The organism is Chloroflexota bacterium (genome assembly GCA_023475225.1).
In the GTDB taxonomy this organism is placed as follows: domain Bacteria; phylum Chloroflexota; class UBA6077; order FW602-bin22; family JAMCVK01; genus JAMCVK01.
On record JAMCVK010000002.1, the window covers coordinates 1 to 22,301 of the forward strand.

At 58.0% G+C, this 22,301-nt stretch carries 16 protein-coding genes and 1 pseudogene; 6 read left to right on the forward strand and 11 right to left on the reverse strand.

The genetic code is table 11. The annotated features are described in order from the left end of the window. Window positions 1–348: 348 nt before the first annotated feature. A pseudogene (locus M1136_00110) lies at window positions 349–540 on the forward strand (J domain-containing protein). A gap of 155 nt (window positions 541–695) precedes the next feature. Continuing rightward, window positions 696–1,001 carry a divalent-cation tolerance protein CutA gene (locus M1136_00115; GenBank protein ID MCL5074043.1) on the forward strand — a complete coding sequence of 102 codons (306 nt, stop codon included), beginning with the start codon at window positions 696–698 and terminating at the stop codon, window positions 999–1,001. A gap of 10 nt (window positions 1,002–1,011) precedes the next feature. Here the strand turns inward: M1136_00115 and M1136_00120 are convergent, their stop codons facing one another. Continuing rightward, window positions 1,012–1,482, reverse strand: coding sequence for a Mut7-C RNAse domain-containing protein (locus M1136_00120; protein MCL5074044.1), 471 nt, complete (start codon window positions 1,480–1,482; stop codon window positions 1,012–1,014). A gap of 123 nt (window positions 1,483–1,605) precedes the next feature. Between M1136_00120 and M1136_00125 the strand changes: the two genes are divergently transcribed. Both M1136_00125 and M1136_00130 read left to right on the forward strand, forming a co-directional pair. After that, window positions 1,606–3,009, forward strand: a complete 1,404-nt coding sequence (locus M1136_00125; protein MCL5074045.1) for a CCA tRNA nucleotidyltransferase — start codon at window positions 1,606–1,608, stop codon at window positions 3,007–3,009. 509 nt (window positions 3,010–3,518) lie between these two features. Next, on the forward strand, window positions 3,519–4,727 hold the full coding sequence (locus M1136_00130; GenBank protein MCL5074046.1) for an MFS transporter: 1,209 nt from the start codon (window positions 3,519–3,521) through the stop codon (window positions 4,725–4,727). A 98-nt stretch (window positions 4,728–4,825) separates the two neighbouring features. Here M1136_00130 and M1136_00135 read toward each other — a convergent pair whose 3' ends face one another. After that, the gene (locus tag M1136_00135) at window positions 4,826–11,416 is read right to left on the reverse strand and encodes a carboxypeptidase regulatory-like domain-containing protein (GenBank protein MCL5074047.1); all 6,591 of its coding nucleotides are present in this window, start codon (window positions 11,414–11,416) and stop codon (window positions 4,826–4,828) included. A gap of 319 nt (window positions 11,417–11,735) precedes the next feature. Between M1136_00135 and M1136_00140 the strand changes: the two genes are divergently transcribed. Next, complete coding sequence (locus tag M1136_00140; protein MCL5074048.1) at window positions 11,736–12,878, forward strand: polysaccharide deacetylase family protein; 1,143 nt, start codon at window positions 11,736–11,738, stop codon at window positions 12,876–12,878. Window positions 12,879–13,154: 276 nt separating this feature from the next. On the opposite strand, the gene M1136_00145 is transcribed toward M1136_00140, so the two are convergent. The 5 genes from M1136_00145 to M1136_00165 form a co-directional block, all read right to left on the reverse strand. Further along, window positions 13,155–13,640, reverse strand: a complete 486-nt coding sequence (locus tag M1136_00145) for an HIT domain-containing protein (protein ID MCL5074049.1) — start codon at window positions 13,638–13,640, stop codon at window positions 13,155–13,157. Next, window positions 13,637–14,836 (reverse strand): glycosyltransferase family 4 protein, encoded by a 1,200-nt coding sequence (locus tag M1136_00150; GenBank protein ID MCL5074050.1) that lies wholly within the window; start codon window positions 14,834–14,836, stop codon window positions 13,637–13,639. The genes M1136_00145 and M1136_00150 overlap by 4 nt, the downstream gene beginning before the upstream one ends. A gap of 81 nt (window positions 14,837–14,917) precedes the next feature. Further along, a complete protein-coding gene (locus M1136_00155; protein MCL5074051.1) occupies window positions 14,918–15,637 on the reverse strand; it encodes a glycosyltransferase family 2 protein in 720 nt (239 codons plus the stop codon). An 85-nt stretch (window positions 15,638–15,722) separates the two neighbouring features. Next, window positions 15,723–16,652 carry a nucleoside hydrolase gene (locus tag M1136_00160; protein ID MCL5074052.1) on the reverse strand — a complete coding sequence of 310 codons (930 nt, stop codon included), beginning with the start codon at window positions 16,650–16,652 and terminating at the stop codon, window positions 15,723–15,725. Window positions 16,653–17,013: 361 nt separating this feature from the next. Then, complete coding sequence (locus M1136_00165) at window positions 17,014–18,417, reverse strand: cytochrome c3 family protein (protein ID MCL5074053.1); 1,404 nt, start codon at window positions 18,415–18,417, stop codon at window positions 17,014–17,016. A gap of 485 nt (window positions 18,418–18,902) precedes the next feature. On the opposite strand from M1136_00165, the gene M1136_00170 reads away from it, so the two are divergent. After that, window positions 18,903–19,451 carry a hemerythrin domain-containing protein gene (locus tag M1136_00170; GenBank protein MCL5074054.1) on the forward strand — a complete coding sequence of 183 codons (549 nt, stop codon included), beginning with the start codon at window positions 18,903–18,905 and terminating at the stop codon, window positions 19,449–19,451. Between the two features lie 392 nt (window positions 19,452–19,843). Here the strand turns inward: M1136_00170 and M1136_00175 are convergent, their stop codons facing one another. The 4 genes from M1136_00175 to M1136_00190 all read right to left on the reverse strand — a co-directional run bounded on the left by M1136_00175 (window position 19,844) and on the right by M1136_00190 (window position 22,194). After that, entirely contained in the window at window positions 19,844–20,665 is an 822-nt protein-coding gene (locus tag M1136_00175; protein ID MCL5074055.1) for a SagB family peptide dehydrogenase, read from the reverse strand. Next, window positions 20,649–20,876 (reverse strand): DUF6485 family protein, encoded by a 228-nt coding sequence (locus M1136_00180; GenBank protein MCL5074056.1) that lies wholly within the window; start codon window positions 20,874–20,876, stop codon window positions 20,649–20,651. The genes M1136_00175 and M1136_00180 overlap by 17 nt, the downstream gene beginning before the upstream one ends. After that, window positions 20,857–21,183 carry a hypothetical protein gene (locus tag M1136_00185; protein ID MCL5074057.1) on the reverse strand — a complete coding sequence of 109 codons (327 nt, stop codon included), beginning with the start codon at window positions 21,181–21,183 and terminating at the stop codon, window positions 20,857–20,859. The genes M1136_00180 and M1136_00185 overlap by 20 nt, the downstream gene beginning before the upstream one ends. Window positions 21,184–21,438: 255 nt before the next feature. After that, window positions 21,439–22,194, reverse strand: a complete 756-nt coding sequence (locus M1136_00190; GenBank protein MCL5074058.1) for an SDR family oxidoreductase — start codon at window positions 22,192–22,194, stop codon at window positions 21,439–21,441. Window positions 22,195–22,301: the final 107 nt, after the last annotated feature.

The following is a 22,301-nucleotide window of genomic DNA, read 5'->3' on the forward strand; positions in this document are numbered from 1 at the left end:
ATCGGGGACACACATGGGCACGATCCTTCCTCTCGTGTGAGCGAGATGCGAGATTAAGGCAATCATCCCATGTAATGTCCCCTTTGTCACGTGCTCCATCAAAATCGAATCTGCCCACTCCTGAGGGACAAGCCCCCGCGCTACATCTTGGTAGGAGAGAGACGGGAGAGTGAGGACAGTCTCACTGTTGGGTGGGTTCCAGGGCTCCGCCCTGACCCATATTCCTCCCCCCAAGAGGATGGGGTGTGCAGAGGGGCAAAGCCCCTCTGCTGAGGTTTGGGGTATCCCCAAACCTATATTCCCCCTTCTCCCAATGGGAGGGGGGAAAGGGGGATGAGGGCAACAAATATGGACCTCTTCCTAAGAGAGAAGGCAAAAACAATACTCGGCTTGCAGGGCGAAGTTAGCGCCACAGAGATAAAGCGGGCCTACCGTCGGCTGGCCCAAGAATGCCATCCGGACCGCCATCCTGGCGACCCAGAGAAGGAGGAACGTTTCAAGCTGGTCTCTGAGGCCTACGAGATCCTGACCAAACCGAAAAGCGCCGGCAAGTACCGACTGGAGAAGACCACTGTACTGGGCTATGAGGCCTACTACAAGTGGTGGCGGCAAAATTTCATTGACTCAATCTAGAACCAATCCTAAAAGGGTTCTGCAGAATTTTAGAGAGGAAGGGCAAGGGTTCTCTACAGGCTATGCAGCTCATTTATACTGTTTGTAAAGATGCAGAAGAGGCACGAAAGATATCCAGACATCTCCTCGAGCGGCGCTTGGCTGCCTGCACCAATATGTTCCCGATCGACTCCGAGTACTGGTGGGAGGGAGAAATAATTCGCGATAAAGAGGTGGCGTTGCTTATCAAGACACGCCAGGGGAGGTTTGAACCGGTAAGGCAGGCCATAGCCAGCCTTCACAGCTATACAACGCCCTGTATCATAGCACTCAACGTAGCTGAAACTGAGGCCAAATACCTGAAATGGCTACAGAGCGAGGTATCCTGAAACCCACCCCTTAGCGCGATAAAAGAGCCGTCAAACGACGCTGAATATGCTCGTAATGCGTTCCCCGCCAGTAGAGCCGACCGCATTCTGGACAACGACTGAACTGTTCCTGTGTACTGTAAACGTAGGGGGGAACAGCGTCCTTCACACCCTCCTTGGCTACCGCATCAAGCGGAGCGTTGCAAACCAGACAGCGTGAGAACGCCTCTTGATTCAGGTTTATGTTCACCTCTTGCCAAAGCTGTAGGAGCTGCTCCTCAATGCGATCGCTTCGGATGAGAACTGAACGGATGCCGCGCAGGCGAGATAGCTGCTCGTCACGCGTCAACAAAATCCGCTTTTCAATGCGGGCGAGCCGAGCGAGAGCCAGATCATCCAGCTTGGCCGAATAAAGGGTATCATAACCAAGGATACGCAGCCATTTAGCCAGGCGTCCCAGCATAGCGTCAGCGATGAACTTCAAAGGCGCATCGTTCTCCATCCAGATCCAGTAACAAATTATAACACAGATTATTTTTTATCCCCACGCAGGGGGTAGGTAGCCCTGGTAGGGGCGAGGTCACCTCGCCCCTACTTTCGCAAAGCGGGAGAGGGAGGCAAAGGGGTGAGGGCTGCTTGCAAACATCGCCCTAAACCTCTAGAATTTCTACGTAAGATGAATAACGTAGCCAGATTGGCCAAGATCTTCCAAAAACATAATAAGCAGATATTCCTGGTTGGTGGCTCTGTCCGCGACCGTCTTTTGGGAAGAGACAACCACGACCTGGATCTGACCACCGATGCCCTACCAGGCGAGGTCAAATCATTTGCTGCCGAGGCTCGTCCCGACGCCGTCAACTGCGTCGGGGAACGGTTCGGCACAATTGGGCTCATCTTCGGCGACCAGGTTATCGAGATCACCACCTTTAGATCGGAGTGGTATAACCCAGACTCCCGTAAACCGGAAGTCTGCTTCGGGACCTCGCTGGAGGAAGACCTGGCCAGACGCGACTTCACCATCAATGCCATCGCCCAGGACCTCTTGACCGGGACCATTATCGACCCCTTCGCTGGGCAGGATGATCTGGGCGCAAAGATCATTCGCGCTGTTGGCGATCCAGAGGAACGTTTTCAGGAGGATCCCCTGCGACTGCTCCGTATGGTGCGCCTGGCCGCTCAATTGGGATTCACCATCGAGCCCAGGACACGCAAGGCCTGTGTAAAGATGCGCAGCCGCCTGACTACTGTCAGTCAGGAACGCATCGCTGAGGAGATGAACAAGCTCCTCGTTGCTCCCAGCCCGGCCAGGGGAATCCGTTTCCTCTGCAATTTGAGGTTAATGGAGCTCATCATCCCGGAGATTCTGGCTATGCGCGGCCTGGTTCAGGACGATTGGCATCATAAAGACGTCTTTGAACACACTCTAGGCGTCCTGGAAAACACACCAGCAGACCTTGTCCTGCGCTGGGCGGCCTTGCTGCATGATATCGCTAAGCCAGCCACCAGAAGGCGCACGAATGGGGAGATTCACTTTTATGGACACGAGCATCTCGGTGCCGAGATGTCCCGCACCATCCTTTATCGGCTGCGCTTCGATAAGCAAACGATCGACAGAGTAGTGCGATTGATCCGTATGCACCTGCGCATCAATCAATATGAGGACTCCTGGACTGATGGGGCCGTACGGCGTCTCATTCGGGAGGCAAGAGAAGAGCTAGAACCATTATTTGCCCTCTCCCGCGCTGATGTCACCAGCCACCGCCCTGAAAAGGTCGAACTGGCCCTGGCGCGCGTCGCCGAACTGGAGCAGCGTTGCCAGGAGCTCACGGCCAAGGAAAACGTGGCTAAGCTGACCAGCCCGCTCGATGGCCACGAGCTGATGGCTATGTTTGGACGCCCTCCTGGACCGTGGATCAAGAAGGTTAAAGACCATCTCCTCTCCCTTGTGCTTGACGGCACGCTCGCCCCAGAGGATAAGGCCACCGCGGAGAGATTGGCGCGGGAATACGTGGCCGAAAACGAAGCGTAGTCGCGTTTGACTCGCCGATATAGCCGTAACTGCCGTCTCCCCCTGTTATTACTTGCATGCGTAGAGGAAGATAGAGGCAGCCTTCAAACCCGCCTTTGACAGAGGGTCCCGGGGCTCCACCCCAGCCACTTTCCCTGCCGGGGTGTGCAGAGGGGAAACCCCTCTGCTGGGGTTCGGGGTATCCCCAATTTCTATCCCCCCTCCCCCTATAGGGAGAAGGGAGCACGGGGGGTGAGGGAAATCCCCATAAAAGGGGGTGTGCAGAGGGGAAACCCCTCTGCTGGGGTTCGGGGTATCCCCAAACCTATATTTCCCCCTTCTCCCAATGGGAGAAGGGGGAAAGGGGGATGAGGGCAACAAAACAGGGTCCCAGGGCTCCGCCCTAGCCCACTATTCCCCCCTCCTGCAGGGGGTAGTAGGGGCGAGGTGACCTCGCCCCTACTTTCGCAAAGCGGGAGAGGGGCAAGGAGGGTGAGAGCCCAACTAAATCTTATGAGAGGCGCCTGCTTATGACGACAGAGCTGTTCAGTGCCCTCCAGCATCGCAACTTCCGTCTGTACTGGTTGGGCACGCTTGCTTCACTCACCGGTTATTGGATCCAGATCGTGGCCCAGGGTTGGCTGGTGTTGGAAATGACCGACTCCGCCTTTCTGCTGGGGCTGGTCAGCTTCTGCTCGTCCATCCCGCTCCTGCTTTTTTCCCTTTTCGGTGGGGCCTTGGCTGATAGAATGGATCGTCGCCGGCTGCTCATCGCCACCCAAACCATGTCTATGCTGCTCACCCTCCTCCTGGCCGTGCTGACCTATTCCGGGGCGATCACCATCTGGCAGATACTGCTCATCTCGACGCTCCTCGGCACCGTGGCCGCCTTTCACATCCCCACTCGCCAAGCCCTGGTACCCAACCTTGTAGACAGTGCTGACCTGCTGAACGCCATCGCTTTGACCTCGGTCGCCTTCAATGCCACTCGCATCGTCGGCCCGGCCATGGCTGGGGTACTGGTCGGTCTCATCGGTATAGGGGGCTGTTTCTATATCACGGCTGCCAGTTTCCTGCCGGTTATCGTGGCCCTTTTCGCTATGGAGATGTCTCCGAGTTCCCCGAACCTCAGGGGGTCGCCGATGTGGGCGAACATCGTGGAGGGATTGACCTATGTACGTGATAACAGCATCGTGCTGATGCTTATCGCCCTGGCCACCGTTCCGAGCATCTTCGCTATGCCCTACAGCATTCTGATGCCCATCTTCGCCCGGGACATACTCGGTGTGGGGGCCTCAGGGTTAGGGCTTTTGATGGCTGGTAATGGGGTAGGAGCACTGGTAGGGAGCCTGGTCGTGGCTGGTCTGGGAAATTACCAGGGGAGGGGCCGCTTGTTACTGGTCACGACGTTCCTGTTCAGCCTGCTCTTGATGTTCTTTGCAACCGCCTCCTGGTTCTGGCACGCCCTCATTCTACTGGTAGGGGTAGGACTTAGCGGCGCGGTCTATCTCTCGTTGACGAATGTGCTCCTCCAGTCCTGCACGCCAGACGGGCTGCGCGGTCGGGTGATGAGTGTTTACACGCTATCCTGGGGGTTGGGGCCACTTGGTTACATCGAGGCTGGGGCAGTAGCCAACACCTTTGGAGCGCCCTTCGCCGTTTTCCTGGGGGGAACCATCTGTGCCATCACGGCCGTGACCGCGGCCCTACGCTCCTCAAGCCTGCGCCTCTTGAGGTAAGAACACGGTGCCCAGGTGGCGCTGCGCGCCACCTGGGCACCCACCCCACTCTAGGAGCCAAAGCCCTTCAGTACCGCTAGGGATAAATGCCAGAAGCCTTACCAGCCTCCAGCGTAAGCCTTGGTGATGAACGGCAGATAGGTCTTGTAGCCTCCCGGCGGAACCACCCCTGCCGCTCCCGTCGTCGAGCAGATGGCGAAGTCGGTGAAGTGGTCCACAAGGACGGTGAGCGTGTTGTTGGTCTTGTCCTGAATCACGTTCTCCGCCTTCCGCCAGCTGGAGCTGGTCGCATCCCAATAGCTCGGCACCAGACTATCCTCGTCAATACCCATCTGTTTCAGCACATCATCGGCCGGGTAAGGCATGAGGATGGTCACCTTCTGGAGGAACTTCTTGATCTCCGTATTGTTGGAATCACGCGCCTGCAAGGCATAGCCGATGCTGATGGGCTTGGCCGACTGTTGGGCTGGCAGATCAGTCTTCGGCAGGGCCAGCACGCTGACCGTGCCTGAAATAGCCAGAGCACTGCCCGGGATGGTCACCTTGGTCCCATCAGACAGGGCCAGCACCCGCATTTCCGTAGCATCGAAACTGACGGAGGAGCCATCCGGCAGCGATACAGCTGCCACCTCTTGCAGGGCCAGGTCCTTGCCTGTGATGCTCGTATCGGCGGCGCCCACCGTAACCGTGAGCTCACTGCTCTTGTATAGCTTCCCTGCAGAGCGGCTGGTGGCGTACACGTGCCAGGTATCATCACGTGTCACCTTCAGGCTATAAGTGCCATCACTGCCGGCGTTAGTCGAAGACCAACCACCCTTATCCGAGTAGCCAGTGACGAAAGCCGTACCCGCCCCTGTACCTGTCACTGTGCCGGCGATAGTGGCCGGTGCCGACCGGAAGCGCAGGTCCACCGTAACCGTCTCGCTACCCGTAATCAAGGCCCGGCCCGGCTCAGGTGGCATGTAGACGACCTCTCCAGCCTCTCGAGCCACCGAAGCCCGTACCTGGTACCGACCGGGTGGCACGCGCAGGCTATAGCGTCCGTTCTCATCGCTCTTGGTCCCAGCGATGGGGCGCGGCGCCGCACCAGCCGTGGTGGGAATATCCAACGCCTCCACCCAGGCTCCAGCCACCTTCGTCGTCCCATCTGGAGCGTAGACCGTGCCACTGATGGTGCCACTGGCAGCGAGCACCACGAAGTATTGGGCTGGCTCCAGGATGGCTGTATCTCCGGAGGCAACGGTGACCCGGTTGTTGACCGGTGGTTGCAGGGTGTAGGTGATGGCCGCCGTTGCCCCCAGCTCCCCACCCAGCGACCATGTCCCCCGGACGACACGCAGGGTGAAGGTACCTGAGGCACCGAGGGCTGTTCGCCGGAAGCCTGCACCACTGGCGAACACCTCCGCATCCAGATTCTGCATCGGGCTGCCAGCACTATCCACAAACTTCCCTACGATATTGGCGTCGGCCACCTGCACCGGCATGCTCACGGTCACCGCGTTCGTGCTCGTCAGGTCAGCCTCCTGGGCCTGGGCGCTGAACTCCAGACCCGGTGGGAAACCGACACCCACGTTGTACTTGGCCCCGCCGGGCACCTTCAGGGTGAAGGAGCCGCGCTCCATCGGCGTGCCGGTAACCATGGCCCCATTGGAGTCAAGGGCGAAGGCAAAGCCATAGAGATTGCTCGTATTCACGGTGGCCGATGTGCTGGTCAACCGGCCGGAGATGGTGCCGTTAGCCGCCGTCACCTCCAGGGTGACGTCCTGCACCGACTGGTTGGTCACAGTGACCTGCTTCGGGGCACCACTGGGCGTATAGTTAGAACCCTTCGGGGTGCGCACCTGCAGCTCCCAATCACCCTGATCCACGAAGATGCTGAAGACGCCATCTGTACCACTGGTAGTAGAGGCGAAGTGAGCCCCGTCTTTCGTCCAGGCCTTCACCTCCATATCCTTGACGCCAGCTGGCTTACCTTCGGCATCGGTGCTGCCTTTGATCACCACCCTACCACTGATGGTCAAGGACTTCTCCACCAGGTAGATGGTGCCCACATCGGTTGGCGTCTTCTCTTTAGCCTCCACTAAAGGCGCCGTTTCGGCTGAGAGGGAGGGATCCTTGGAGAAGACGCGCACCCGATAGGAGCCCGGCGGGACATTGACCGTGAAACTACCATCAGCCTCAGGTGGCACACCGTTGCCCGTCCCCTTCTCATTGCGAACATCAACGAAAACCGTTTGCAGGGCAGGTGGCGTATTGTCCTTCTTCATCAGGACCTTACCAGTCACCACCGCACCGGCCTTGCCCACGGTGAAGTTGATATTGGAAAGAATCTCTTCCTCAGTATCACCCTTGGCGAACTCCACCCTCTGGGGCGGTTCGGTGTAGACCCAGTCAGGGGCACCTCCACCACCCTCACCGGGCTTACCCGGCGGACCCATGCCCGGGCCCATCATCATCGGGAAGACCATAAGCATCCAGGTGCCGCCCTTGCTCAGGTTGAGGGTGTAGGTACCATCGGGCTGCACCATGGTGTTGGCATTGGCCGAGCCGTCTTCCTTATGGGCGGAGACACCAGCATTAGGCACGGCTGTCCCATCAGCCTTGGTCACCTTACCGGTTATCTTCTTCTTTGGGGCGCTGAGATTAACATTAACCGTGCTGGGAGTGGCCGTACCACCACTGATGGTCACCGTCTGAGCATCCGGAGCGGCATAAGGAATGAAGGGCGGCAGATGGAACTCTACAGTATACGTGCCATCGGCCAAACCGCCGAGGCGGAACTTGCCCATCATATCCGTGACGGCATCAACACCCGTCGGCTCGCCACCCTTGAAAGCCTCGATGTGTACACCCTCGAGCGGTCTGCCATTGGGATCAGACACCACCCCGGTGATCTGGGGCTGGGTCAGGAGGATCTTTCCCGTCCAGGAAGCGTCGGGGTTACCATTCTCGTCTATGGTCACCTCTACGGGCGTGGAATCCGTATAATCACTGGTCTGCATACCACCTGCTGGCATACCCGGCATACCCCCCATGCCCTTAGGGACACGGGCGATGATGCGGTACTTACCCGCGGTCAAGCCAGCGGCGCCGAAGCGTCCCTGCTCATCTGTGGGCACGCCGTAGAAGAAGCTGAAATCTGCCTTCTGAATGTCCACGAACGATCCCATGGCAGGCGTACTACCATCGGGATTGTACACCACACCTGTAAGGGTGGCCGAGGTCAGGTTGATGGTGAGACTGCTGGGGCTGGCCACGCCGCCCTTAATCGTGATCTGTTTCGGGGCCGGGCGGGCATAGCTAGCGTACTTAGGATCAAAAGGAGGATTGACCTCCAGATTATAGACCCCATCGGTCAGCCCACCGAAGCTGAACTTGCCATCCTTATCCGTCTCTGTGTGGGCGCTAACCCCCGGGCCGAACATGCCCATGGAGTAGATATCCACCATGGCCCCCGGCACTGGCGCGCCACCGGCTGCGACCGTGCCACTGACCTGAGTGCCGCTGAGCTGCAGATTCTGGGTCAGCTTCGTACCCATGAAGGAGATCTTCACCGGCGCAGACTGGTTAAAGGCCGAATCCTCGGGTGGCTTAGCCACCAAGGAATAGGACTTACCCGCTTCCAGACCGCCGAGACGATACGTGCCATTTGCGCCACTGGTGGCCAGTAGGGCGCTCTCCATCTCGCCACCGGGCATCATCCCCGGACCGAAGCCAGCCGCCTCCTCCTTGGCCTCCACCTTAGCCCCAGATACGGCGTTGCCATTGGGATCCGTCACCGTCCCCTCCACGCTGGGGGCGGTTAGGGTGAGGGTGACATTAATCACCTGCACCTTTACCTTCGTCCCCCCTAGCGAGGTAGGCCCATAACCAGGAGGTGTCCCACCAGCAGGAGGTGTCCCATAACCAGGGGGTGGACCACCACCAGGGGGTGGACCACCACCAGGGGGCGGACCACCACCAGGGGGCGGACCACCACCAGGGGGTGGACCACCCCACGTCGCCCCACCGCTGAAGGGCACGCTCTGCTGTACCGGCTTGGATTGCGTATAGGGTGAATCAGCCGGCGGATAGGCGATCAGATAATAGGGCATGCCCGGCATCAGCCCACCCAGACGGAACTTGCCGTCTGCACCAGTCCTCACACTGATGGGTGGACCAGCGGGTCCTCCATATACTTCGCTGGCCCTCACCGTGGCCCCACCTACGGCACTACCGTTGGGATCCAGCACGGTGCCCTCGATCTGTGGCTCCTGGAGCATCAGCGTATGCTGTGCCACCGGGAAGGCCAGGCCACCCTGCACCTCCACCCCCACCGGCATAGATGGACCGTAATTAGTCCCAGGCGGGGGACTGGCCCGCAGATCATAGTGTCCATCGGTCAACCCCTTGACGGGGAAGAAGCCGGTCCCATCGGCAATGGTGGTCGTACTGGTGATGGTCTCCCGACCGCGAATCAATCGAACCGTGCTATTGGCAATCCCGGTTCCCTGGGCATCGTATCCCACCACACGGAAGTTTATCTTCGCCGGGTCAAGCGTGGGACCAGCGGGTCCTCCTGGAACTGGGGGAGGACCGAACTGCACGTTGAGTGTAGCCGTCAGGGTATAACTTCCCCCGTTGGGGCCGCCCCTGACCACCACATAGTAGATGCCAGCCGTAGAGCCACCGCCCAGGATGGCGCTCTGCTGACCGCTACCGGGCAATCCTTGGAAGCCATCCTGATAGTAGATGTCGAGGAACATCCCCTGCGGGCCAGCCAGGATGAACTGCACCGTCTGCCCACCGGAGAAGTTGTAGGAGTAGAACCTGCTTTGCCCGCGATCCATGCTACCGGTGAGAGGCGCGTCGTTGGCCAGGGGGATGGCTGAGGCGCGATCAGCGCCTGTCGTCTTTGACTCCTCGCTGGAAGCGACGAGGGTATAACTGCCACTGGTGGCCTCGCCGGTGCGCACCACGATGAAGTAAGTGCCAGGCATTGTTCCCGGCGATGTCCTCCAGACACGTACCCTTGAGCCACCAGGCTCAGGGGCATCGGAAGCGAAGAAGACATCGAAGTTGACCCCCGCTGTAGGGGAGGTCAGGACAATCTTGGCCATTCGACCAGGGCCGAGGTCATAGAAGTAATAGCGCGGCGCCCGAGAGGTGAAGGTGTAATCAACCGGCTTGTTGTCCTCCAGCCGGATCGCCGTGCTGCGGTCCTCGCCAGGCTGGCGTGGACCGACCGGCGGTGTAGCTACCACCGGCGAGGCCGTCAGGATGAAACTCCCCTGATCCAGACCGAAGCCGGCCCTGACCACGATGTAATAGGCACCGGTAGAGGGCGAGTTCACCGTAAAGCTTTGCAGGGCGCTGCCTGGCGGACCACTGGTGCCGATGGGGGACGGCGAACGCCCGTAGAAGATATCGAAGACCACGCCAGGCGGCGTTGACTGCAGGGTGAAGTTGACCGTCTGGAAGGGCGTTCGGTAATCATACATATAGTAAATCTTTTGGGTAGAGGTTATGGTCCTAGAATCTGTGGGCGCATTATCCGTCAGAGGGAAGGCCATATCCATATTGCTGCCGGGTGGGGCCGCGCCTCCCCCTGCCGGTTTCCTTACCTCGAGGGTATAAGTCCCACCTGTGTTCCCCCCAGCGACGTTTATATAGTACGTGCCCGCCTGGGCCGTGCTGGCTATAACGAACTCCCTCACTCCAGCTCCGTTGGGCAAGGTAGTAGGAGAGTACTGGTAAAAGATGTTGATGGCCAGGCCAGATTGGTCCCCCTCCAGTTTCAACCGTAGTTCCGTACCTGGGAAGAACTCGACGGCCCACCAGGTGGACTGATTCGGGCTGAGCGTGCCCCGGCCATAGGCCCCCGGCTGTATCCTGGGGGCAGTGTAGCGATCCGTCCCCCCACCGGGACCAGCGGGGGGAGCGCCCGTCTCTATAGAGACGAAGAGCATAAAATTGCCCCCAATTGTCCCTCCCAGCACTTCGATATAGAAGGTAGTGGGGGCATTTCCACTGGGTTCCTCGAACTCACGTACATAACTCACCGCCGGAGTCAAAGTGGGAGGCGTGCCTGTCCCACGGGAAAGGTTCATGTAGAGGTATTGCGAATCCAGCTTGAACCGAACCCGGTTGGCACCCGAAAAAATGTACTTGAACCAGAGGCTCTGATTTGGAGAGACCGTTCGCCCCACCGGCGTATTATCTGTCAGAGCAATGGCATTAGCCGGGCTGCTACCTTCAGCTGGGGGCGCGCCCGGAGGGGTAGGGCCCGGAGGCGCAGGAGAGGGTCCTGGTCCCATCGACATCAGCATGATGCTATAAGGTCCCCCCCTGACGCCAGCGCGCAGGGCAATATAATAGGTGCCCGTTGTCGAACCCGGCCCAATACCCCAGTTTCTTGTCCCCGCCATGATGGGCGTCTCAGACCCCTGCGGGTAAACGTTGAAGTTTATCTCCTCCGCTGCATTGTACACGTTTAGCTGCAGAGACGAGGTACCGTCGAAATCGAAACGATACCAGATCGTCTGGGATGGAGCTAGGTTGCCGCCCTGCGGGGTACCGAGGGGCAAGGGGATAGCACTGGTGCGGTCAGTACCGGTTTCCAGAGCGATGCTAGCGGCGGGGAGGAGTCCCAACAATAAAACGAGGACGGTAAAGATGGCCAAACTCTGCCAGGCAAGTTTCCCTCTCACGTCAAGCCTCCTAAACGTATTTGGTGGCTTCCCCCATCGCCTGCCCTGGGGAATCGGCGGATTCTTGGTCGGGATACACGCTGCTTCGCTCCTCCCGTCCTCTTCGCCCTGCCCACAGGCCGGGGAAACCGTCGACTTGTCATACGATCCACAGCGGGATAGGTGCCCTACAAATTGCGAGAGGTCGATAGTTTTTCGGATTAATTTCACTATAACACCATCCACCCCAATTGTCAATAGGCACAGACGGGCAATTTGGCGAATTTGAGGGGTGTTTGATGTATACTATGCAGGCTACCAATGTCCACGATATGGAGGTATGATGCAACACTCATCTTTAATCATGCGGCGACAGGCGATCGTGAAACCCTTCGCAACCCTGGCACAGCTCATAGGTCTGATCGCGCTCGTTCTGACGACTACAGTCGCTGGGTGTGGTTCTCCTTCCACGTCTAATCCCACCCCCAACCCAACGCCCTCAACCGCGGCTGTGACCAGGGCCGTCCCCACCCCAACACCCACCTCCACTCCTGCTCTAGACCTGAGCAAAATCAGACCCAACGAATTGGGCAAGGTGCTCATCCTGGAGTATCATCGCATCGGTCTTGAGGAGTTACGCTGGACCAGAAGCGAGGTCAATTTTCGCCACGATCTGGAGCTGTTTTATGCTAAGGGCTATCGCCTCATCAGCCTGAGCGATTTCATCAACAATAAGATCAACCTGCCGGCTGGCTATTCGCCCCTCATCCTCACCTTCGATGACTCCTCCGATAGCCAGTTCAGATATATAAAAAGCGGCGGCGAGCTTAAGATTGACCCTCATTGCGCCCTCGGCATCCTGGAGGATTTCTCTAGCCAACATCCCGACTTTGGGCTGAAAGCCACCTGGTATGTCTTGCCCGCCGCTGCCCCACCCAACGACCTCTTCGATCAACCTGAGTATGCCAGGCAGAAGCTGCAGTATCTTGTCCAGCGAGGTATGGAGATCGGCAATCACACCTATTGGCATCAGCCGCTAGGACAAGTGAGCGATCAGGAGGTACAAAAGCAACTGGCCCTGGCCGTCAAGGCCACTCAGGAGGCCGTGCCTGGTTACCAGGTACTCAGTCTGGCCCTACCACTGGGCGAATATCCAAAGAATAAGAACCTGGCCATCCACGGCTCCTATAAGGGGGTTGAATATAACCATAAGGCCATCGTCCTGGTTGGCGCCGAGCCGGCTCCGGCCCCAAACCGTAAAGACTACGCTCCTTATGCCCTACCACGGGTGCAGGCCATACAGTCAGAGTTGGACCACTGGTTGAGCTATCTGGACCAGAACCCTCTGGAGAGATACGTCAGCGATGGTGATCCCGACCGTATCACCTTCCCCACAGCGCTCAACGATAAGTACAATTCAGCTGCGACGCTTAGAGAGGTCCCCGCGCCTGGGCCAGGCTATCGGACGATCCTGCTGCGCTGAGGTTCGACCCTACCGATGATGCGCCGTCCTGAGTTTATACAAGACAGGGGGGATAAAACTCCCCCTTCGATGGGGTCGATCTGGCCCATTGCGGCTCGGCCCAGAATCGGCTAAACGGGGCGTACCTGCCCACACTTCCTACATTGCTTGTACTTGACTGAGCCACCCTCTTTCTTCGTGACCCAGACGTGAGTGCCCCCTTTCGGGCAGCGATAGGTGCCAGGCATCCTCTTATCCTCTCTAAGACCAATCCAACAGAAGCGGAACACAGAGAAATCAGTCCGCAGCGATGCCAGCGGCGATAAGCCGCTCGTAGGTCGTTTCCGGCAGTTCCGGAATGAGTCGCGTGTCGGAAAGCACCGGAATGAAGTTGGTGTCTCCCGCCCAACGTGGGACGACGTGGAGGTGCACATGGTCTGCGATGCCTGCGCCGGCCACTTTGCCTATGTTCATCCCTATGTTGAAGCCCTCCGGGTTCATCGCTCTTTGCAGGGCCGCCGTCCCTCGCTTAACCAGGCGCATCAATTCGGCCAGGGTGGCCTCATCCAACTCCTCCAGCCCACACACGTGAGCATAGGGCACAACCATAAGGTGACCATTATTGTAGGGATAGAGGTTGAGCATGATGAAGCCTCTCTCCCCCCTGTACAGGATGTAGTTTTCTCTATCCCTGTTCTCCCTGGCCTTCTCACAGAAGATGCAGCCTGTGGCCTTCTCTCCCAGGATATAATCCAAACGCCAGGGGGTCCAGAGCCTTTTCACCCGGCGGCCCTCTCATAAACTTCCAGGATCATTCGCCCGGCCTGTTCCCAGGAATAGGCGGCGACCGCCCTGTCCCGCAATTCTCTCCCCCGCTCCAGCGCCTCGCGCTCATCTTTAAGCAACGACTCAAAGGCTGTAGCCAACGCTTGGGCGTTGCCAGCCTCGGCATAAACACCACACTCGCCCAGGATTTCCCGGCTTACCGGCGTATCAAAAGCGACGGTGGGCAGTCCGACAGCCATATAATTCAGCAACTTCCCATTTCCTTCCGTCTCAGACAGCTTCGGTGCTACGGCTACATCACCCAAGGCCAGGTAAAGAGGGGCATCTTCATAAGGAAGACGTCCAGTAAAAGTAACATAGGCAGAGATGCCGAGCGAACGGGCCAGGGCCTCATAGCGCTTTTGCCCGGGGAAGCCCATAAGTAGAAAATGAGCGTCATATCCCCGCTGGATCAGAGTGGCCGCTGCCTGTAGGAGGTGACCGCTCCCCTGGTATTCGGCCAGCAGACCGAGGTAAACGATGAGCTTACGCTCAAGAGGGATACCCAGCTGTCTTTTTAACTCTATCTTCAGCTCGTCAGCAACCTCCCATCTCGGTCGGAAGCGCTGGATATTGACGCAATCTGGTACGGGATAAATCTTGGCGGGAGCACAGCCGAATTGACGCACCAGGAGCTCAGCCGCATGCGCCGTGCTGGTGATGATCACATCGGCCCAGCGGTTAATAACCATCTCCAGGCGGCGGAGCGGCTTATAAAAGTGGCTATCTGCCCTGAGGAAATTGTGATCGATCATCTCCTTGGTGAGACTACCCTGAAAGTCAAAGACCAGGGGACAGCGATGCACACGGGAAATGAAATAGCCGATCAGAGCGCCCTCATGGAGGTGGGCGTGCACGATGTTGGGACTCTCTTGCCAGCTAGTACCCAGCGTTTGCAACGAAAGGAGAACATCCAGATAGAGCTTATGTCTAGACGATCCAACCTGTGGATTATGAAGCCAGGGTATCCGTGGTATTCTGCGTATATCCAGCGTGGGCCAATCACGTCCCCCATGGTAGGTACAGATGACTACCTCGCTACCCAGCTGTTGCAGGGCTAACGTCTCCTCTAAAATGCGTACATGGCAGCCATAGTCGGAAAAGAAGGTGGTGGGGGCCACTTTAAGTATGTTGAACCTGGTGGCCGGTACCATAGCCACACCCCCTTCATCGGATGTCTGGTATCCTGCGACCTGATCACGAGACAAGGTCCTCAATGGACGCCCTCTCTCAATCTAAACCGCCTCCCCCTGGCCGGAGCGCTTCTCCCGCCACAGGGTGAGACGAAACCTGACCAGCTCCCCAAAGGCGCGCCAGATAACATCCGGACGGGCGCCACTCTGCACGCCAGCCAGGCGAGGGAGATGTTTAACCGGCACCTCCCGAATGCGGTAACCTTGCCGCCGCGCCCTAACCAGGAACTCGGCGCTGAAGGTGGCCCCGCGGGAAACGATGCGCACTTTTTGCAAAATGCTCCGTTTGAAGAGCTTAAAGGCACAATCAACATCGCGGCAGGTATAGCCAAACAACAGGTTTACGAGCATATTCCAGCCGAGACCGTTGAGCCGGCGCACGAATGGGTCACGTCGGGGGGCACGATAGCCGACGACCAGGTCGGCCTGGTCGATGAGCGGCAAAAGCTTATTGATCTCAGTCACATCGAACTGGTTATCACTATCGGTGAGAAGGACCAACTCCTTGGTTGCCGCAGCGAAACCAGTAGCCAACGCCCCACCATAGCCCACATTCCGCGGATGCTGCTGCAGGCGGATATGGGCATCTGATTGAGCCCAACTCTGGGTGATCTCCGCCGTGTGATCGGTGCTACCATCATCAACGACGATAATCTCATAGTCACTCGTTATCTTACTGAGGACCTCTGTCGTAGCCCTCAGCATCTGCGGAAGATTCTCCTCCTCATTGTGGGCGGGCAGCACCACCGAAATGCTTGGCAAAGCTCCTCCTGGCCTTCGTCTACCACCGATCCACCCTGACCTGGCCCTAAGGACAGCTCTTGTATTCTACACCAAGAGGAGATGGCTATGCAACGAGGCGGCGCAGCATCTGCTTGAACCGATCGCTATCGATGGCTAAGCAGACCTCCACATTAGGTGCTCGGGAGGTCATCCCCCAGAGGTCAACCACGGTTTGCCCGCGGGTGAGTTCGCTGGTGATCTCCACATCAACGTACCTCTTCTCTACCTTCGTGGCTACATGGTGATCGAGGGCGACGGCCATGGTGACCGGATCGGGTAGGGACAGTACAGCAGAACCCAGGAGCCGCCGACAACATTCAATCACCTGGCGATTACAATCGATGGCAAAATGGGCTAAGGGCGTATCCAATGCCCGCCAGGACTCGATCTCCTGGGTGTTAAGTAAGCTTGGCCCAATGGCGAGCTCCCAGCCCACCATCATCAGGGGCATGCCTGAATGGAAAACGATCCGTGCCGCCTCCGGATCACACCAGATGTTGTACTCTGCGGCTGGAGTGATGTTGCCGAGTGTTTGGGCCGTTCCACCCATGACGTAAACCTCTTTCACCTCCTGGGCGATGCGGGGTTCTTTGCGCAAGGCCAGGGCGATGTTGGAGAGCGGACCAAGCGTGACCAGGGTGATCTCTCCGGGGGCAGAGCGGATGATACGAATGATAGCGTCCACGGCGTGCTCACTCCGTGGTTGCAGGCGCGGCGCTGGTAGCTGCAAATTGCCCATCCCGTCGGGGCCATGAATGTCTGTGGCATCCACATGGTCACGCAGCAGTGGCTTAGCCAGACCCGGGTAGACAGGCACATCGTTGACACCAGCCAGCTCCAGCGTATTCAGGGCATTCTTTACCGCCTGTTGCAAGGGAACATTACCGGCCACGACAGTAACGCCTTCTACCCGCACATGCGGGGAACGAACGGCCATCAACAAGGCGACGGCATCATCGGAGGCGGTATCCGTGTCGATGAGAAATCTCCGCATGTCCTTAACCCTCCACTTCGCTTGATGTCTCTCATTCTATGGTGTAGTTCAAGACGACGTCAAGCGGCGGCGAACGTTGGATCTTCACGGTTTGTGTGGAAGCTCAGGGCACATCGGTTATGAGAGTCTGCTGCCGCAAGTATCTCGTATTGCAGTAGCCTATAGGCTTGCTGTTGAACAGCCTTGATACAGTTGTTCCTGCCTTCTGCACAACCGAGGCCAGCAGCTAAAAGATAAGTCCTGTTCTACACATCATCGCCAAGACCCACCTAGAGCCTAGTCTCCGGCTTGATGTAGCCCCAAAATAAACCAGGCCCCTCTTCAACGAGGGGCCTGGCTCTGCTGTACTGTCTGAAGGAGCCTACTTCTTGCCCAAGCTGTGGATGCCCTGGGCGTAGTTAGCCGCCCACTGGACATCTTTATCCTTGTGGCATTGCAGGCAAGCGAAGTCCAGAGTCAGGTAGCCCTTGGCCAGATTGCCGTCGTCGGTGAACATCTTGGCCTTGGGGTCAATGTTGATCTCGAAGAGGTGGGTCATCACGTCGCCCTCGTAGGGGCCGAACTTCACCGCTGACTTGCTGGCCTTAGGCATATGGCAATCGGTGCAGGTTACTCCCACCTTCTGCATCTGGCTGCCGGTGAAGGCGGCGTTGGCCCCGCTGTGGCAGGTGGAGCAGGCGGCCTCGATGGAGAACTCGGCCTTCTTGTGGGGGCTGTGGCAGGCTACGCAGCTCAGGGCCCTGTGGGGACTGGCCAGGAACTCGTTGTACTGCTCGTGGTGGCGAATGAAGCCCCCGCTGGCCGGGATCTCGGTCGCCTTGCCTCGGATGTGGCACTTGCCGCAGAGGGCTGCCGATTCGTCCACCACCATCTTGGCCTTGCCGGCGATGTGGTCGCCACCGGGGCCGTGGCAGGCCTCGCACTGGACGCCGGGGAAGGCCCAAGTGCCCACGATGCCGGGCAGACCGTCCTGGTGGCCCTCCGAGGAGTAGCCGGTGGTGTGGCACCGGCCGCAGTCGTACTTCTTCATCTCGCCAGGATGGTAGTCAACCCAGGTGCCAGTCATCATGTTGTACTGGTTCTTGCCCGGCTTGCCGGCAGCCGTGGTAATGATATAGCCCTGCTTATCCATATAGCGGGCCTTCCACTTATAGCCCCCGATGACGTAGCTGATGTCATCCCAGGTATAGCCTTCCGGCAGGGGCAGAGGCGCTTTCATGGCGTCGGCGGCGGTGCGCAGCTTGTAGCCGTGGCCGGCTACCCGGAAATTGTTGTACTTCTTCGCGTGGCATTTGGCACAGGCCTCGCTACCCACGTACTTGGTGGCCTTGGTAGCCGCAGATACGGCGGTGCCCTCGCTGGGGGCAGCCCAGTGCACCCAGGCGTGGGCCGACCCGATGGGGCCGATGATCTTCACCTGGTAGGAGAAGGGCCCTTGCTTACCCTTAGCTGGTACCTTATCGCTCAGCCACACCGCGGATTCCACCTCGAAGCCGCGAAACCAGCTTCCTGGTGGGGTGGCAGTGGCCTTGACGAAGGAAGTACCGGTGGGGACCAGGCCGGCCAGGTAGATGTTGCCGATATCCATGGAGGTGTCGTTGACCAGGGTGATGCTGTAAGTTACGGTATCCGCACTGATGGCGGAGGTAATCTGGACGGTCAAGCCCGAGCTGGGGGATGTCGGGCTGCTAGCACTGCTGATAGAGACGCCCACAGCCAGCACGACCACCAAGACGAGTGCCAGAAAACCCAGTCGCTTGTACATGGATTCTTACCTCCCATTGCTAGCGTAGCGTGTACCAGTGTAGAGCGTAATGTGATGGACTGTCATTGGCCTGTAGCTCCCCCCCTGGGAGCTACCAGCTATCAATAGAAGACATGTGGGGCAAGTCAGTCCTGTTCAGCACTGACATGCTGCCTTCCAGGACGCTGATTTGAGTGCCAATCAAAAAGCTGGCCTTATGACCCTCCTTTTTTAAGTAGCACCTGACGCCCAACGCATGAGCACTTTGCTCTAGGGAGATATGCGTACTGTGGCCAACCCTGCAGCTACATTATACATACTGTAGCGATGCTTGTCAAACGAGGGCAGATCCCTGAACGTTTACAGATCGGATACCACCACCTATAATTTAACTCAGGAGACACCCAAACGAACCACGGATAGGGTCAGCCAAGTTCAACATCCACATAATACACCATAACACCGTCTCCATCCATACCCCCGTTGCGGAAAAGGAGGTTGAGAAGATGTCAGCTACAGAGGTTCTCAAAGAGGAACACCGCGTCATAGAGAGAATGTTGCGGATCTTGGAGTCCACAGCCGCCAAGCTGGAAATGGACGAGGAGGTGCCCCCAGAACGCCTTATGAAGTCGCTAGATTTCATAAGGACCTTCGCTGATAAATGTCACCACGGCAAGGAGGAGGATACCCTCTTCCCCGCCCTCGAAAAGCACGGCCTACCCAGGGAGGGTGGCCCCATAGGGGTGATGCTCCTCGAGCACGACGAAGGGCGCCGCTTCGTCAGGTCCCTCGCTGAGGGCGTTGAAAGGTATGCCCGCGGCGATAAGACGGCCAGGGGAGCTATCATAGACAACGCGCGGGGCTACGCCAAACTCCTCAATGCCCACATCTACAAAGAGGATAACGTCCTCTACCCTATGGCGGATCGAATGCTTTCCGCAGAGGAGGTGCGGGAGCTATTGGAAAAGTACGAAGAGATCGAAAGGGAACGGATAGGCGAAGGAAAACATCACGAATATCTGCACCTCATCGAAGAATTGGAAAAGGGGCTCTAGATAGGAGTTCTGATCTATCCGGGATACAATAAGCTGCGCCCCCAGAGGATATGTTCCCTAGTCAAGAGGGCCCTAGAGTTCCACCCTAACCGACCTCCTCCCACAGAATGGGGGGTGCATCCGCCGAAGGCGGACCTTCGGCAGACTGGGGTTTGAGGTACCCCCAGCCTCTATTCCCCCCTCCTCCCACAGAATGGGGTGTGCAGAGGGGCTTTGCTCCTCTGCTGGGGTTTGGGGTATCCCCAAACCTTCATCCCCCCTTTTCCCTAAGAAGGGAGAAGGGGGCAGGGGATGAGGGCGTTGCCCCGCAGGACAAAGGGGGAGGTCGAGGAGGGTACACCCTCCTTGGAGGGTTCTAGGGCTCCGCCCTAGCCCCTATTCCCCCCTTCTCCCTAGGGAGAAGGGGATAAGGAGATGAGGGCACTGCCAGTACGGGGGCGGCCGATAGGGATAATGTAGAGCGGCCGGTGGTGGCTGGGGCAACCGATAGCTTCCTGTACCTCCTGATCGTAAAAGGCCCCGATGGGCACCCCGCCCAAACCCAGAGAGACCGCCTGGAGGAGGATGTTCTGGGCCGCATGCCCGGCCTCCAGCAGCACATACCTCTCCGCCCGTTCGCCATACTTGACCCTGGTGCGCTCGTAGACAGCTGTGATCACGATGCTTAGAGGCGCCTCCCGAATGGGCTCCTGGGATAAACCAGCCGTGCATAACGCTTCTCGGACATCCCCCTCCTTTACCCTGGCCAGCGCATGGCTATTCGCTAGATAGCGGTAGACCGCCTGACGTGTGACTACATACACCTCAAGCGGGTATAACGCCCCGGCAGAGGGGGCAGCGCGAAAGCCTGTTCTTTTATCAGTGATGCCTTGCGCAGCCCATAACAGCTGAGCGATCTCCGCCAGTGAGGGCTCCCAGGGAGAATAGCTGCGCATTGAGCGTCGCTTGGCGATGGTCTCCTCCAGGGATAGTGGCCCGGCCATCCGTGGCTGAGGCAAAGGGATATGCCCGAGAGGTGTGGGGGTAGGAATGACCGAGGGACGAGGGGTGGGACTGGGAGTAAGCGGCGGATAGGATATGGGTGTTGGGCTGCGAACGGGCGCTGGCGTAGCCGTGGCTGATGGCAGCGGAACACAGGCCACCCCCAGAAGAGCGACCAGTAGGATAGCCAGGGGAGGGCTAGGATGCCACGTATGACTAGACCTTTCGGCCATAGACCTCTACAAATCGGGCTATGGAGCGGTTGTAGGTTCTCTCCACCTCTGCTGGAAAGAGGCAACCCGGCAATTCACCATAGTGACGATGGTAAACGATACAATCACAACAGAAGCCCTTCCGTTCGCAGGGCTCGTAGGTGCAGGTACACCTTCCCCGATTAACCTCGACGTTACACCGTCGGATGAGCTCACTTCTTTGGTTCGGCATCATCGCTCTCCATCCCCCAGGTCTGCATCAACTTCTTGATGCGCTCAGCCAACCTGGGACTGCTCCGCAGCCGCTCAATGAAGATAGGACAGCCCTCCAGAAGGGAGTGCTGGGCGGCCGAAGCCAGATTGGCTAAAAACTGGGGCATGCCCAATCCGCTCTCTGGAGAGAAGGCTCCCGGTATAGCCGACTGCATCTGCCTACGGAGGTCCTCAGCACTGAAACGGAGGGGCACCACACAGGATCTGTACCATGGACATTCCTTACACTGCACGAGAGCGGCAGCCTCGTCTAAAATATCCCCCATTTCCTATTCCCCTTAAGTCATCATCCCTTCCAGCATACACCAATCGCTTTTGACTATCAAGGGAGATAGCTTAAGGTGTTGACTAACGGGGGTTCCAGGGAGGGCATCTGCCGAAGGCGGACCTTCGGCGGACGGCGGATCTGGGGATGTGCCCCAGAACACAAAAAAGCCCCTCCTTCCGCAGGAAGGACAACCTTGAATCCGCCTTCGGCGGATTTGGGGGAGATATTCAACGCTCTCATAACTACGATTGAATCAGCGCGCCGGGATGCCCAGAGTTTGCCCACCATCGACCACGAGGCACAAGCCAGTCACGTAGGAAGCCTCATCGCTGGCTAAGTAAACGGCGGCGTTTCCAATGTCCTCCACCTGTCCCACCCTGGGAATAGGCAATCGAGCAAGCAGCCGCCTCCGCGCCTCATCAGAGAAACTAGCGGTAAGCGGAGTATCCACAAAGCCGGGACAGATACAATTGATGCGTATATTGTCCCGGCCGTAATCAATCGCCATTTGTCGTGTCAGGTTGACGACCCCTGCCTTGGCAGCGCAGTAGGCCGCTTTTCTTGCTGCTGCCTGCAACCCGAGCGTGCCAGCGATATTGATAATTGAACCACCGCCACGCTCTATCATCACTGGGATAGTGTACTTGCAACCCAGAAAAACGCTTTTCAAATCAACGCTGATGACCAGATCCCACTCTTCTTCGCTGATCTCAGTCACGCTGCCCACGGGACTTATGCCCGCGTTGTTGACCAGAATATCGATGTGACCAAAGTGATCGCACGCAGCTTGCACCATTCTTTGAATGTCTGCCGCTGATGTTACATCAGTCTGAACCGCAATTGCTTCCGAGCCTCGGGACTTGATCATCTGGACCGTTTCCTCAGCGCCAGACAGGTTCAGATCGGCAACAACGATTTTGGCACCCTCTTCCGCAAACCGGAGAGCAATTCCTCGGCCATTGCCGGAAGCCGCACCCGTCACTATCGCCACTCTATCTCGCAGTCGCATACCTGCCATCCCTCCTTGCAAATTTGTCTGCCTAGCAAGCAAAAGGGCTTTTGATTAGTTGAGAGCACTTTGAACCGTGGTCTCGCCGGAGACAAGAAGGCCCCTTC

Bases quoted from the DNA above. Each gene is read 5' to 3' on its own strand.
- M1136_00165 (MCL5074053.1), bottom strand. From the start codon at position 18,417: ATGTACAAGCGACTGGGTTTTCTGGCACTCGTCTTGGTGGTCGTGCTG.
- M1136_00180 (MCL5074056.1), bottom strand. From the start codon at position 20,876: ATGCCGAACCAAAGAAGTGAGCTCATCCGACGGTGTAACGTCGAGGTT.
- M1136_00130 (MCL5074046.1), top strand. From the start codon at position 3,519: ATGACGACAGAGCTGTTCAGTGCCCTCCAGCATCGCAACTTCCGTCTG.
- M1136_00185 (MCL5074057.1), bottom strand. From the start codon at position 21,183: ATGGGGGATATTTTAGACGAGGCTGCCGCTCTCGTGCAGTGTAAGGAA.
- M1136_00170 (MCL5074054.1), top strand. From the start codon at position 18,903: ATGTCAGCTACAGAGGTTCTCAAAGAGGAACACCGCGTCATAGAGAGA.
- M1136_00140 (MCL5074048.1), top strand. From the start codon at position 11,736: ATGATGCAACACTCATCTTTAATCATGCGGCGACAGGCGATCGTGAAA.
- M1136_00160 (MCL5074052.1), bottom strand. From the start codon at position 16,652: ATGCGGAGATTTCTCATCGACACGGATACCGCCTCCGATGATGCCGTC.
- M1136_00175 (MCL5074055.1), bottom strand. From the start codon at position 20,665: ATGGCCGAAAGGTCTAGTCATACGTGGCATCCTAGCCCTCCCCTGGCT.
- M1136_00115 (MCL5074043.1), top strand. From the start codon at position 696: ATGCAGCTCATTTATACTGTTTGTAAAGATGCAGAAGAGGCACGAAAG.
- M1136_00190 (MCL5074058.1), bottom strand. From the start codon at position 22,194: ATGCGACTGCGAGATAGAGTGGCGATAGTGACGGGTGCGGCTTCCGGC.
- M1136_00120 (MCL5074044.1), bottom strand. From the start codon at position 1,482: ATGGAGAACGATGCGCCTTTGAAGTTCATCGCTGACGCTATGCTGGGA.
- M1136_00150 (MCL5074050.1), bottom strand. From the start codon at position 14,836: ATGGTACCGGCCACCAGGTTCAACATACTTAAAGTGGCCCCCACCACC.